The sequence below is a fragment of the Alloyangia pacifica genome, assembly GCF_900116195.1.
In the GTDB taxonomy this organism is placed as follows: domain Bacteria; phylum Pseudomonadota; class Alphaproteobacteria; order Rhodobacterales; family Rhodobacteraceae; genus Salipiger; species Salipiger pacificus.
In genome coordinates this window covers 48,808-61,498 of the sequence record NZ_FOZW01000007.1, presented here as the reverse complement: position 1 = coordinate 61,498, position 12,691 = coordinate 48,808, and the positions used below count along the sequence as shown (strand labels likewise).

Here is a 12,691-nt window from a genome sequence, read left to right as displayed (position 1 = left end):
TTGTCTCGAATTTCGTCTTAGGCCGCCATCTGCGCATTGTTGCGCAACAGCTCGTCCGCCAGCGCCCGATAGGCCAGCGCGCCCTTGGAATTGGTGTCGTAGGTCAGCACCGGACAGGCATAGGACGGCGCTTCGCTGACCCGCACGTTCCGCGGGATCACCGTGTTGAACACCAGGTCACCAAGGTTCGCCCGTGCGTCTTCCTCGACCATCCGCGACAGGTTGTTGCGCGCATCGAACATGGTCAGAACCACGCCTTCGATCCGCAGGTCGGGATTGGCGCTCTGCCGCACTTCGCGGATTGTCAGCATCAGCTGCGACAGACCCTCAAGTGCAAAGAACTCGCTCTGCAGCGGCACAAGGATCGAATGCGCCGCGACCATGGCATTGACCGTCAGAAGGTTCAGCGACGGCGGGCAGTCGATCAGGATGTAATCGAAGCAGAACTGCGCCATGTCCGCCTGCCGCAGCGCGTCGTGCAGCAGGAAACTGCGCTTTTCGTTCGCCACCAGCTCGATGTCCGCCGAGGCCAGATCCACCGTTGCCGGGATCAGCTTCAGATTCGCCGTCTCCGTCTCGAGGATCATGTCCGACAGCGGTGCGTCCTCAAGCAGCAGCTCATAGGCCGTGTATTCGCGCGCTTCAGGCTCGATGCCGAGCCCCGTGGACGAGTTGCCCTGCGGATCGAGGTCAACGATCAGCACCTTCAAGCCGCGCTCCGCCAGCGCCGCACCGAGGTTGATCGTCGTCGTGGTCTTGCCCACCCCGCCCTTCTGGTTGGCGATGGCTACGATCTTGGCCGCGCCGGGCCGGATGGAATCAGACATGAGTCAGCGCTCCGATTTGCAAGACAACCGCTTGGGGATCCGTAAGGCTTGTATGCCGTACCAGATCAAACTGCCACATCTTGCGTGCATCTGCGATTTCTTTTTCGGCCTGCGCGCCCTTGGGAAAGAGCGCAGTGCCATTCTCGCACAGGTGACGTTCAGCGAAGCCCAAAAGTTTATCGAGCGAAGCCAGCGCGCGGGCGCTGAGCAGGTCCGCACCAAGCGGGGGAATTTCCTCGATCCTGCGGGCTTCGACATTCGCTTCGACGCCGGTCTCGCGGAGAACTGTCCGCAGGAACGCGCATTTTCGCTGATCGCTTTCGACCAGCGTTACCTTCATCTCCGGTGTGAATTCATCGCGCAGAATTGCGACGACAAGGCCCGGGAAGCCCCCGCCTGCGCCCAGGTCTGCCCAATGCTGTGGGTATGTCTGTGGAATACCCCAGATCTGCGCAGAATCTACGATGTGCCGGGTCCAGGCCTCGGCCAAAGTCGTCGGCGAAACGAGATTGATCCGCGGATTCCACTTTTTCAGAAGGTCCGTGTAGTGCTCGAGGCGGTCCCATGTTTCACGTGAAACACTGAGCCCGCCCCCAAGGTCCAGATCGCTCATGCGCTGCGCGCCTTGTCGTTGCGCCGGAGCCGGATAAGAAGAAGCGAAAGCGCCGCCGGTGTCATCCCGTCGACTTTCGCCGCCTGTGCAAGCGTCGAGGGCTTTGCCCGCGCAAGCTTTTGCTTCAATTCGGTGGAAAGCCCTTCAATCGTCGAGAAGTCGAAGTCGGATGGCACCTGATAGGTCTCGTCGCGCTTCAGCGCATCCACATCGCGCTTCTGGCGATCGATATAATTGGCGTATAGCGCGTCCTTGGCCAGCTGCTCTCCGATTTCGGGCGCAATGGTGCTGAGTTCCGGAACGTGCTCACGCAGGAAGTCCATAGAGATGTCAGGAAAGGAGAGCAATTGGAACAGACTGCGCCGCGCGCCGTCTGCGTTCATTTTCAGCCCCAGTTCTCCAAGCTCGCGCGGGGTCATCGTGATCTCGCCGAGCACGCCCCTGCCCCGCTCCAGATCTTCCGACTTTTCGAGGAACGCCCTCTTGCGCGTTTCGGACACGCAGCCGAGCGCCAATGCCATGGGTGTCAGGCGCTGGTCCGCGTTGTCGGCGCGCAGGGACAGACGGAACTCGGCGCGCGAGGTGAACATTCGGTAGGGTTCCGTCACACCGCGCGATGTCAGATCGTCGATCATAACGCCGATATAGCTTTCCGCACGGCTGAAGGTGATTTCCTCCCGCCCGAGGCTCTGCGCCGCGGCGTTCAGACCTGCGACCATGCCCTGTGCTGCCGCCTCTTCGTACCCGGTCGTACCGTTGATTTGCCCCGCGAGGTAGAGGCCCGAAACAGATTTCACCGAGAGCCGCAGGTCCAGCGCCCGGGGATCGATGTAGTCATACTCGATGGCGTAACCAGGCTGCAGGATCCTGGCGTTCTCGAGGCCGACGATTGAATGGACATAGGCCTCTTGAACGTCCTCGGGCAGCGATGTCGAAATCCCGTTGGGATAAACCGTGTGGTCGTCCAGGCCCTCCGGCTCAAGGAAGATCTGGTGAGAGTCCTTGTCGGCGAAACGCACCACCTTGTCCTCAATCGAGGGGCAGTAGCGCGGACCGATGCCCTCGATATGCCCGCCATACATGGCGGACCTGGAAAGGTTGTCGCGGATCAGCTCGTGCGTGCGCGTATTTGTATGAGTGATCCCGCAGGAAATCTGCCGCACGAAGGGCGAGGCCGACAGGAAAGAGAACATGGCAGGATCGTCATCGCCGGGCTGGCTGTCGAGGATCTCCCAATTGATCGTCCGCCCATCCAGACGCGGCGGCGTGCCGGTTTTCAGACGTCCAAGCGGCAGCGCCATCTCGTCGAGCCGCTCCGCCAGTTTGACCGCGGGCTTGTCGCCCATGCGGCCGCCGGGGCGCTTCTGATCACCGATATGGATGACGCCGCGCAGGAAGGTACCTGTAGTGAGCACCACAGCACCGGATCTGAGCACGGATCCATCGGCAAGGACCACACCTTGCACAAGATCGCCGGTCTTCAACAGGTCCGTGACCTCCCCTTCCACGATGGAAAGGTTCGGCGCGGCTTCCATCTCGCGCAGCATGGCCTCGCGGTAGAGCTTCCGGTCTGCCTGGGTCCGCGGCCCTTGAACGGCGGGACCCTTGCGACGGTTCAGCAGGCGGAACTGGATGCCCGCCTGGTCCGCCACACGGCCCATAACACCATCCATAGCGTCAATCTCGCGCACCAAATGGCCCTTTCCGAGCCCGCCGATGGCCGGATTGCACGACATGACCCCGATCCCGGCTCGGGTCAGGGTGACAAGCGCCGTTTTTGCGCCCATTCGCGCCGAAGCCGCGGCGGCCTCGGTGCCCGCATGTCCGCCGCCCACGACGACGACGTCAAAATCGAGTTGTTTCACGTGAAACACTCCTTACTTACCCAGGCAGAAGCTCGAGAAGATCTTGTCCAGCAAATTTTCAACATCGACGCGGCCGATCAGGGCTTCAAGGCGTCGAATCGCGACCCGGACTTCCTCTGCAGCGATATCGTACCGCTCCGGTCCGAAATCAAGCAATTCCAGCGCGGTTGTGAGCGAATCGGCGCCTTCCTGGAAGGCGATTCGGTGGCGCTCCCGCGTGGCGAGGCCGCTGGACTGTACGCGCTCGGACAAGATGCCACCAATTTCCGAGATCAGCGCCTCTATCCCCTGCCCCGTGGCGGCGGAAATCGCCTGCGCGTCTCCAGAGAGATCTCCCTTGGAGCGGCGGACGATGTCACCCTTGCGCGGAACAACGTCCAACGTCTCATCCGCCTCGAGCAGAAAGACCCGCAGGTCCGCCAGCTCAGCGCGGTCCCGGGCGCGCTGAATACCGATCTTTTCGACCGGATCCGCGGCCTCTCGCAGACCTGCGGTATCAAGAAGCGTCACGGGCAGGCCCGCAATTTCCATACGCACCTCGATCACATCGCGGGTCGTGCCCGCATGTTCCGAGGTGATTGCCGCGTCTCTACCTGACAAGGCATTGAGAAGAGTGGACTTTCCGACATTTGGCCGACCAATGATCGCAACTTCGAAACCGGATCTGATGCGTTCCGCTGCGTCAACTCCGGCCAGTTCGCGCTCGATCTCCGTCTTCACCTTGAGGAGCGCTGCACGCACATCGTCGCTGACGTCGACCGGAACCTCTTCGTCGGCGAAATCGATCGTCACCTCGAGCAGAGAGGCGGCGAAAATCAGCTCTTCACGCCAGCCGTCCACTTTCTTGCCGAGCGCCCCGGCGAAAATCGTCATCGCCTGGCTGCGTTGGCTTTCGGTCTCGGCCTCGATCAGATCCGCCAGCGCCTCGACCTGGGTGAGATCCAGCCGATCATGCTCCAGCGCCCGCCGGGTGAATTCGCCGGGCTCTGCCTGACGGATCCCCTCCATCGCCGCGAGCTCGCGAAGCACTGCGCGCAGGATGGCAATGCTGCCATGCAAATGGAACTCGACGACCTGTTCGCCGGTGAAACTCTTGCCGTCTTCAAAGGTGAGCACCAGCGCTTCGTCGAGCACCTGCCCTGCCCCGTCGGACAGTTTGCGCAGCGCGGTCCGGCGCGGTGCGGGAACATCGCCGCAAAGACGAGAACAGGCGTCCCATGCGGAAGGTCCGGAAACCCTCACCACGGAGACGCCTGCTTTGCCCACCGCGCTGGCAAGTGCGAAGATCGTATCCATCCCCGCCTCCTTTGCGGTTTATGTTTAGCTGTTCATGGAGTCGAAGAATTCGCCGTTCGTCTTCGTCTGCTTAAGCTTGGAGAGCAAGAATTCGACCGCGTCGGTCGTGCCCATCGGATTGAGGATCCGGCGCAGGACGAAGGTCTTCTGCAGGTCGACCTTGTCGGTGAGCAGATCCTCTTTCCGGGTGCCCGACTTGAGGATATCGATCGCCGGGAAGACGCGCTTGTCTGCGACCTTGCGGTCGAGCACGATTTCCGAGTTACCGGTACCCTTGAATTCTTCGAAGATCACCTCGTCCATGCGCGAGCCGGTGTCGATCAGCGCGGTGGCGATGATGGTGAGCGAGCCGCCCTCTTCGATGTTCCGCGCCGCGCCGAAGAAACGCTTCGGACGCTGCAGCGCGTTTGCATCGACACCACCGGTCAGGACCTTGCCCGACGACGGCACGACAGTGTTGAAGGCCCTACCAAGTCTTGTGATCGAGTCGAGAAGAATCACAACATCTCGTTTATGCTCGACGAGGCGCTTGGCTTTCTCGATGACCATTTCCGAAACGGCCACGTGACGGGTCGCCGGTTCGTCGAAGGTCGAGGAGACAACCTCGCCCTTCACCGAACGCTGCATGTCGGTGACTTCCTCGGGGCGTTCATCGATCAGCAGGACGATGAGGTAGCACTCGGGGTGGTTCTTCTCGATCGAGTTGGCGATGTTCTGCAGCAGCACCGTCTTACCGGTGCGCGGCGGCGCCACGATGAGCGAACGCTGTCCCTTGCCGATCGGTGCGACCAGATCGATGATCCGGGCCGACTTGTCCTTGATCGTCGGATCCTCGACTTCCATCTTCAGACGCTCGTCGGGATAGAGCGGCGTCAGGTTGTCGAAGGCGATCTTGTGGCGGGCGCGTTCCGGATCCTCGAAGTTGATCGCCGAGACGTCGACCAGCGCGAAGTAGCGCTCTTCGTTGTCAGGCGCACGGATCTCGCCCTCGATGGTGTCGCCTGTGCGCAGCGAGTATTTCCGGATCATGTCGGGCGAGACATAGATGTCATCGGGGCCCGGCAGGTAGTTTGCCTCGGGCGAGCGCAGGAAGCCGAAGCCGTCCTGCAGCACTTCGAGCACGCCGTCGCCAAAGATGGTCCAGCCCTCGTCCGCGCGTTCGCGCAGGATCTGGAACATCATCTCGCCCTTGCGCATCGTCGATGCGTTTTCGATGTCCAGCTCTTCGGCCATCGCCAGCAGATCTTTCGGGCTCTGCGCCTTGAGATCGGACAGGTTCAGACGCTCGACGATATCGGCATCAGTCATGAATTCCTCCGGGCCGCGGTCGGCCGTCGCTGTCGCAGCTATCTGCGTATGTCTTTTGGGAAGGTCCCACCAGAACAGGTGTTGAGAAGATGCCTATCCCCTCCCCCCCTCGAAGTCAATTCCCGGACCGAGCCGCCTGGGCCGCCCGGTACCTTTCAAAAAATTAAAGAAAGAAAAGAAGAGATGATTTTGGTTAAGGGTAACCCGAGTCCGGTGGATCAAATGTTTCACGGAACTTAGTCCACGGCGGATCCCTCTGTGGATAGATCTGCGGAGATCTCTCGGATCTGCTTTGGGTGAATCTGCGTTTGGATCATATAAAAAAGCCCTTATAGGGTGATGTACCCCATTGTGGACAGATCTTGGAGAGATCCGGTCGGATCCTGTTCTCCACAGTGGGAAGTTATCAAAACCCACAGACTCAGGAATCACCGCGACTCGACGTGAACCTTGAGAGATCTCCCCAGCCTTGAAACCACGGGCGATTTTCCCCAGAAGCTTCCCCTGACAAAGACCCAAGACTGCGAACAGGTTTATCCCCATGAGTCTTCCGCTGATCCTCGCCTCCGGCTCGCAAATCCGCGCCGATCTGCTGCGCGCGGCGGGCGTTTCCTTCGCGATCGAGGTGGCGAAAGTCGACGAATCCTCGATTCGCGACTCGCTGCTGGCCGAGGGTGCGGCGCCGCGCGACGTGGCGGACGCGCTGGCCGAGTACAAGGCGCGCAAAGTCTCCGCCAGGAACCCCGCGGCATTGGTGCTGGGCTGTGACCAGGTGCTGAGCTGCAACGGCAAGCTCTATTCAAAGCCGCAGAGCACCGAGGACGCGCGGGCCCAGCTCATGGAGCTGCGCGACCAGCGGCTGCACCTTCTTTCGGCAGCGGTGATCTACGAGGGCGGCGAGCCGGTCTGGCGGCATGTCGGCGTGGCCCGTCTTAAGATGCGTGCCTTCTCCGAAACCTATCTTGATGACTATATAGAGAGAAACTGGGAGAGCCTGCGCAGCTCCGTGGGGGGCTTCAAGCTGGAGGAGGAAGGCGTGCGCCTGTTCGCGAGTATCGAGGGAAGTCATTTCACCATTCTGGGCCTGCCCCTGCTGGAGCTTCTGGGCTTTCTTGAAGTGCGCGGGGTGATCGCGGGATGAGCGGCGACAGGATCCCTCTCGCGGGCGTCATTGGCTCGCCCATCGCGCATTCCCGCTCGCCGCTTCTGCACGGGCACTGGCTGAAGACCTACGGCCTGCCCGGTCACTACATTCCCATGGACGTGCCGGCGGCGCGGCTGGAAGAGACGCTGCGCCTGCTGCCGCAGATCGGCTTCGTCGGGGTGAACATCACCATTCCGCACAAGGAACGGGTGATGGAGATTGCCGATGTCGTGTCGGACCGGGCTACTCTGATCGGGGCGGCCAACACGCTGACCTTCCGCGAGAACGGCACGATCTACGCCGACAATACCGACGGCTACGGTTTCATCGAGAACCTCAGGCAGAACGCGCCGGGCTGGCGCGCCGATGCCGGGCCTGCCGTCGTGCTTGGTGCGGGCGGCGCGTCCCGCGCGGTGATCACCTCGCTGCTCGAGGCGGGCGTGCCGAAGCTCTACCTCAGCAATCGCACTCGGACCCGGGCCGAGGCCCTGCGTGACGATTTCGGTCAGCGCGTGCATGTCATCGACTGGGTGCATGCGGGCAACGTGCTGGAAGAGGCGAATACGGTGGTCAACACCAGCTCGCTCGGCATGGTCGGCAAGCCCGAGCTGCGGGTGCCGCTGGATGGGCTGCGGCCGGGCACGCTGGTGACCGACATCGTTTATACGCCGCTGGAGACCCGGCTGCTGCGCATCGGGCGCGAGCTGGGCTGCACCTGCGTCGATGGTCTGGGCATGCTGCTGCATCAGGCGGTGCCCGGGTTCGAGCGCTGGTTCGGCAAGCGCCCGGTCGTGGATCAGGCCACCCGAGACGCGGTGCTCTGATGCGCTTTCGGCTCGGCCTCACCGGCTCCATCGGCATGGGCAAGTCGCAGACCGCGGCCTTCTTTGCCGAGGCGGGCTGCCCCGTCTGGGACGCGGATGCGGCGGTGCACAGGCTCTATGGCTCGGGCGGCGCGGCGGTTGGCCCCATCGCGGCGGAATTCCCGCAGGCCATCGTGGAGAAGGCGGTTTCACGTGAGGCACTGCGCGGGGTCATCGCCGCGGACGCCGGGGCGCTGAAGCGGATCGAGGCAATCGTGCACCCGCTGGTGCGGGCCGACCGCGCGGCCTTCGACGAGGGGCATCCCGAGGCGATCGGTGTCTTCGACATCCCCCTGCTCTACGAGACCGGCTCGGAAGCCGAATTCGACGCGGTGGCCTGTGTCACCATCCCCGAAGAGATCCAGCGCGAGCGCGTCCTGGCACGCGGCACGATGAGCGCGGCGGACCTCGACCGCATCCTTGCCCGGCAAATGCCGAACGCCGAGAAATGCGCCCGCGCGGATTACGTGATTACAACGGACACGCTGGACCATGCCCGCGCGCAGGTTCAGGATGTGCTGAAAGACATCGAAAGGCGGCGCCATGCGTGAGATCGTTCTCGACACCGAAACCACCGGCTTCGAGCCGGAACAGGGCGACCGCATCGTCGAGATCGGCGCGGTCGAGCTCTACAACCACGTGCCGACGGGCAAGGTCTACCACCAGTACATCAACCCCGAACGCTCGATGCCGCAGGAGGCCTTCGAGGTGCACGGGCTGGGCGACGATTTCCTGCGCGACAAGCCGGTGTTTGCCAAGATCGTCGACGAGTTCATCGCCTTTGTCGGCACCGACGCCAAGCTGGTGATCCACAACGCCACGTTCGACGTGAAATTTCTCAACGCTGAGCTGAAGTGGGCGAACCGTCCGCAACTCCCGAAGGATTGCGCCATCGACACGCTTATGATCGCGCGCAAGAAGTTCCCTGGCTCGCCCGCCTCGCTGGATGCGCTCTGCCGCCGTTTCGGCATCGACAACTCCAGCCGGACGCTGCACGGGGCGCTGCTCGACAGCGAGATCCTGGCCGAGGTCTATCTGGAACTGATCGGGGGCAAGCAGCCGGACCTTGTGCTGGCGCCGGTGTCCTCGGGCCGCAACAGCGCGGGCGGCGAGGAAGAATGGCGGCCGCAGCGGCGTGCGACACCGCTGCCGTCACGGATCACGGAAGAAGAAAAGGCGGCTCACGCCGCCTTTGTCGAGAAACTCGGAGAGAACGCGCTCTGGTCGCGGGGCTGAGGCCCCGCCACCGGGAGGTCGCTTACGCGTCGAGCTTGCGCTCTTCGCCGGCCGCGGCAGTTGCCTGCTGACGGCGTGCGATTTCGTTGCGGTAGAGAGCGACAAAATCGATGGTTTCGAGGTTCAGCGGCGGGAAGCCACCGTCGCGGGTCACATCCGAAACGATGCGGCGCACGAAGGGGAAGAGCATCCGCGGGCATTCGATCAGCAGGAACGGGTGCAGCTGCTCTGCGGGCACGTTCTCGATGTTGAACACGCCGGCGTAATCCATCTCGAGGATGAAAAGCATGTCGCCGGTCGCCTTCGACTTGGACTCGACCTTCAGCTTCATCACGACTTCGTACTGGTTCTCTGCCGTGCGCTTCTTGGCATCGAGGTTGACCTGCACCTGAACGTCGGGCTGGACCTCACCGCTCACGCCCTTCTGCGCGAGGATGTTCTCGAAGCTCATGTCACGCACGAATTGCGCGAGCACGTTCATCTTCACCGGTGCGGGGGCCTGCTGCGCGTCTGCCGCGCCATTTTCGCTGATTTCAGCCATGGAAATCTCCTGTTGGATTTTGCACCGGAATAGCAGCCCCGGGTTAACGGCTCAATGCTTAGTCCAGCCTGACCCAGGGTGATTGGGCCGCTTGGAGCCGGGAATCTCGGTGAATTCGCCCTCGATCACGTCATCTTGTGACTTCGGGCCGGGCCGGTAGGGTTCGGTCTGGGGGCGCGGACCGCTCTGGGGACGCCCGCCCATCTCGAAGCGCTGCACCTTGATGCGGCTCGACACGAAGCGCATCACTGCGTCGCGCACTGCAGGGATCAGCAGCGCGAAACCGCAGGCGTCGGTGAAGAAGCCGGGCGTCAGCAGCAGTGCGCCGGAGAACAGGATCATCGCGCCATGTGCCAGCGGCCGGGTCGGATCCTGCAACTGCGAGAAAGAACTCTGCACGTCCGAGAGCGCCCGCAGCCCCTCGCGCCGGACAAGCGCCGTGCCCAGGATGGCGGTGACAACGACGATCAGCAGCGTCGGCCAGAGCCCGATAAGCCCCCCAACCTGGATGAACAGCGCGATTTCGATCAGCGGCACTGCGACGAATGCCAGAAAAAGCCACATGGCCTCACTCCTTTTCCGTGGCTGCGCACCGGTAGACTTGGCGCTGCCCAGTGCCTACATAGGAATGCAACATCAGATTTTCCATGTTTTGCCCAAGAGGTGCCGATGAATATGCCGATCGTCCAGCTGCTGGTACTTGCCGCGATCGCGATCTTCCTGATCCTGCGTCTGCGGAGCGTGCTGGGCACACGCGACGGGTTTGAGAAGCCGCCCGCTCAGGCGCCCGCCCGCCGCGACGACAGCCGTCGCGACTTCGAGGTGATCGAGGGCGGACCGGATCATGACATCATCGACCACGCCCCCGAGGGCAGCCCCTCGGCCAAGGCGCTGGCCAAGATGAAGGCGGTCGAACCGAGCTTCAACGTCGGCGAGTTCCTCGGCGGCGCGCGCGGCGCCTATGAGATGATCCTCATGGGCTTCGAGCGCGGCGATGTGGAAGAGCTGAAGCCCTTCCTCGCGCCCGACGTCTACGACAGCTTTGCCGAGGTGGTCGAAAGCCGCCGCCAGCAGGGGCTGACCATCGAGGCGGAATTTGTCGGCGTGCGGGAAATGTCGCTGGTCGAGGCCACCTTCGACGAGGCCACCAAGCTGGCCGAGATCACGGTGCGCTACACCGGCGAGCTGACCTCTGTGGTGAAGGACGCGACCGGCGCGGTGATCGAGGGCAGCCCGACCTCGGTGAAACGTCAGAAGGATGTCTGGACCTATGCCCGCAACATGGGTAGCGACGATCCGAACTGGCAGCTGGTCGCGACCGACGAATGAGGCGTGCGATCCGGGCGGCCGTGCTGACAGGAGCAATACTGGCAGGGACCATGGCCGCTGCGGAGAGCGACACCACTTACGAGATCCTGAGCTTCGGCGATCTCGACGGATGGGCGACGGATGATCATTCCGCCGCCCTTTCGGTTTTCCTGAACACCTGCGGCGATATGACCGACCCGGACTGGGTGTCGCTCTGCGCTTTGGCGCGGGATGCCGGCGATGCCCGCGACTTCTTCGAGCTGTTCTTCCGTCCGGTGATGATCACCGGCGCGCCCGAGGACGAGGAGGAAGGCACCGAGGGGCTGTTCACCGGCTATTTCGAGCCGGAGATCGCGGGATCTCTGGAACGCGATCCGCTTTACAGCCATCCGATCTACCGGCTGCCGCCCGAGGTGGGCGAGACCGAGGGCCCTTGGCTCACCCGGCGCGACATCGTCACCGGCGACACCATGCTGGGACGCGGGCTCGAGATCGCCTGGATCGCCGATCCGGTCGAGCTGTTCTTCCTGCAGGTGCAGGGCTCGGGACGCATCCGCCTGCCCGACGGCCACCACCTGCGGGTCGGCTACGGCGGCGCCAATGGCCACCCCTACCGCTCCATCGGCAAGGAGCTGGTGCAGCGCGGCATCTTCACCCTGCACGAGGTCTCGGCCCAGGTGATCAAGTCCTGGGTGCGCGAGAACCCCGAGGAAGGGGCCGAGCTGCTGATGCACAACCCCTCCTACGTCTTCTTCCGCGAGGTGAACGAGGTGCCTGCCGAACTGGGGCCGCTGGGGGCGATGAACCGTTCGATCACCACGCTGCGCTCGATCGCCGTGGATCCGGCCTATGTGCCGCTGGGCGCGCCGGTCTGGATCGAGAAGCAGGGCGCCGAGCCCCTGAACCGGCTGATGATCGCGCAGGACACCGGCTCGGCGATCAAGGGCCCGCAGCGCGCCGACATCTTCATGGGCACTGGCGACGAGGCCGGGCGCCGCGCTGGCACGATGAAGGATCCGGGCCGCCTCGTGGTGCTGTTGCCGATCCAGCGCGCCTATGCGCTGTTGCCGGAGTCGGTGCTGTGAGCCGCCGCAAGCTGCGCCCCGATGAGGTCGAGCTCTGGGAACTGGTCGCGCGCAGCGCCGAGAAGCTGCCGGGGCGCAAGGTGGCACCCGAACCCCCTGCCCCGAAGCCGTCCAAGCTGCGCAAGCCGATCGCGCCGCGCGACCCGGTGCAGAACTTCGCGCTCGGCACCCGCGCTCCGACGCCGCAGGAGCGGCATGACTTCTTCGCCTCTACTTCGGATCGGCTGGCGCAGGACCCGGTGCGCATGGACGCCAAGGCCTTCGGCCGGCTCAAGCGCGGCAAGCTGCAGCCCGAGGCACGGCTCGACCTGCACGGGATGACGCTGGATCAGGCGCATCGCGAGCTGGCGGGCTTCATCCTCGGCACGCAGATGCGCGGCTTCCGGCTGGTGCTGGTGATCACCGGCAAGGGCATGCGCGAGGACCCGCACGACCCGATGCCGCGTCGTCGCGGCGTGCTGAAGACCCAGGTGCCGCAATGGCTGCGCATGCCGCCGCTCTCGGCCTGCGTGTTGCAGGTCTCGGAGGCGCATATCAAGCACGGCGGCGGCGGGGCCTATTACGTCTATCTCAAGAAGCGGCGGTAGGGCGCTGCGGTCGCCGGG

General features: G+C 63.4%; 14 protein-coding genes. 7 read left to right on the top strand and 7 right to left on the bottom strand.

The annotated features are described in order from the left end of the window. Window positions 1-17: 17 nt before the first annotated feature. Genes BM397_RS15450 through rho form a run of 5 tightly spaced genes read right to left on the bottom strand, consistent with a single transcriptional unit; the run spans window position 18 to window position 5,909 of the window. Window positions 18-827: a ParA family protein gene (locus BM397_RS15450; protein ID WP_092425669.1), complete on the bottom strand. Its 810-nt coding sequence runs from the start codon at window positions 825-827 to the stop codon at window positions 18-20. After that, on the bottom strand, window positions 820-1,440 hold the full coding sequence (gene rsmG / locus BM397_RS15445) for a 16S rRNA (guanine(527)-N(7))-methyltransferase RsmG (RefSeq protein ID WP_092425666.1): 621 nt from the start codon (window positions 1,438-1,440) through the stop codon (window positions 820-822). Before rsmG ends, BM397_RS15450 begins: the two co-directional genes overlap by 8 nt. Next, on the bottom strand, window positions 1,437-3,305 hold the full coding sequence (gene mnmG / locus BM397_RS15440; RefSeq protein ID WP_425425941.1) for a tRNA uridine-5-carboxymethylaminomethyl(34) synthesis enzyme MnmG: 1,869 nt from the start codon (window positions 3,303-3,305) through the stop codon (window positions 1,437-1,439). Before mnmG ends, rsmG begins: the two co-directional genes overlap by 4 nt. A gap of 12 nt (window positions 3,306-3,317) precedes the next feature. Further along, window positions 3,318-4,601: a tRNA uridine-5-carboxymethylaminomethyl(34) synthesis GTPase MnmE gene (gene mnmE, locus BM397_RS15435; protein WP_092425662.1), complete on the bottom strand. Its 1,284-nt coding sequence runs from the start codon at window positions 4,599-4,601 to the stop codon at window positions 3,318-3,320. A gap of 24 nt (window positions 4,602-4,625) precedes the next feature. Beyond that, complete coding sequence (rho, locus tag BM397_RS15430) at window positions 4,626-5,909, bottom strand: transcription termination factor Rho (RefSeq protein WP_092425659.1); 1,284 nt, start codon at window positions 5,907-5,909, stop codon at window positions 4,626-4,628. Window positions 5,910-6,450: 541 nt separating this feature from the next. On the opposite strand from rho, the gene BM397_RS15425 reads away from it, so the two are divergent. From BM397_RS15425 to dnaQ, 4 genes are read left to right on the top strand one after another with little or no spacing between them, the layout of a single operon-like run. Continuing rightward, complete coding sequence (locus tag BM397_RS15425; RefSeq protein WP_092425657.1) at window positions 6,451-7,050, top strand: Maf family protein; 600 nt, start codon at window positions 6,451-6,453, stop codon at window positions 7,048-7,050. Then, entirely contained in the window at window positions 7,047-7,877 is an 831-nt protein-coding gene (locus tag BM397_RS15420) for a shikimate dehydrogenase (protein ID WP_092425654.1), read from the top strand. The genes BM397_RS15425 and BM397_RS15420 overlap by 4 nt, the downstream gene beginning before the upstream one ends. Next, window positions 7,877-8,467: a dephospho-CoA kinase gene (coaE, locus tag BM397_RS15415; RefSeq protein WP_092425652.1), complete on the top strand. Its 591-nt coding sequence runs from the start codon at window positions 7,877-7,879 to the stop codon at window positions 8,465-8,467. Before BM397_RS15420 ends, coaE begins: the two co-directional genes overlap by 1 nt. Continuing rightward, on the top strand, window positions 8,460-9,152 hold the full coding sequence (gene dnaQ, locus BM397_RS15410; RefSeq protein WP_092425650.1) for a DNA polymerase III subunit epsilon: 693 nt from the start codon (window positions 8,460-8,462) through the stop codon (window positions 9,150-9,152). Before coaE ends, dnaQ begins: the two co-directional genes overlap by 8 nt. A gap of 22 nt (window positions 9,153-9,174) precedes the next feature. Here dnaQ and secB read toward each other — a convergent pair whose 3' ends face one another. Both secB and BM397_RS15400 read right to left on the bottom strand, forming a co-directional pair. Beyond that, entirely contained in the window at window positions 9,175-9,693 is a 519-nt protein-coding gene (secB, locus tag BM397_RS15405) for a protein-export chaperone SecB (protein ID WP_176806687.1), read from the bottom strand. Window positions 9,694-9,744: 51 nt separating this feature from the next. Then, window positions 9,745-10,257: an FxsA family protein gene (locus BM397_RS15400; RefSeq protein ID WP_092425648.1), complete on the bottom strand. Its 513-nt coding sequence runs from the start codon at window positions 10,255-10,257 to the stop codon at window positions 9,745-9,747. Between the two features lie 105 nt (window positions 10,258-10,362). On the opposite strand from BM397_RS15400, the gene BM397_RS15395 reads away from it, so the two are divergent. Genes BM397_RS15395 through BM397_RS15385 form a run of 3 tightly spaced genes read left to right on the top strand, consistent with a single transcriptional unit; the run spans window position 10,363 to window position 12,673 of the window. Further along, entirely contained in the window at window positions 10,363-11,022 is a 660-nt protein-coding gene (locus BM397_RS15395) for a Tim44/TimA family putative adaptor protein (protein ID WP_092425646.1), read from the top strand. After that, window positions 11,019-12,086 carry a murein transglycosylase A gene (gene mltA / locus BM397_RS15390; protein WP_092425644.1) on the top strand — a complete coding sequence of 356 codons (1,068 nt, stop codon included), beginning with the start codon at window positions 11,019-11,021 and terminating at the stop codon, window positions 12,084-12,086. Before BM397_RS15395 ends, mltA begins: the two co-directional genes overlap by 4 nt. Continuing rightward, on the top strand, window positions 12,083-12,673 hold the full coding sequence (locus tag BM397_RS15385) for a Smr/MutS family protein (protein WP_092425642.1): 591 nt from the start codon (window positions 12,083-12,085) through the stop codon (window positions 12,671-12,673). The genes mltA and BM397_RS15385 overlap by 4 nt, the downstream gene beginning before the upstream one ends. The last annotated feature ends 18 nt before the right edge of the window (window positions 12,674-12,691 follow it).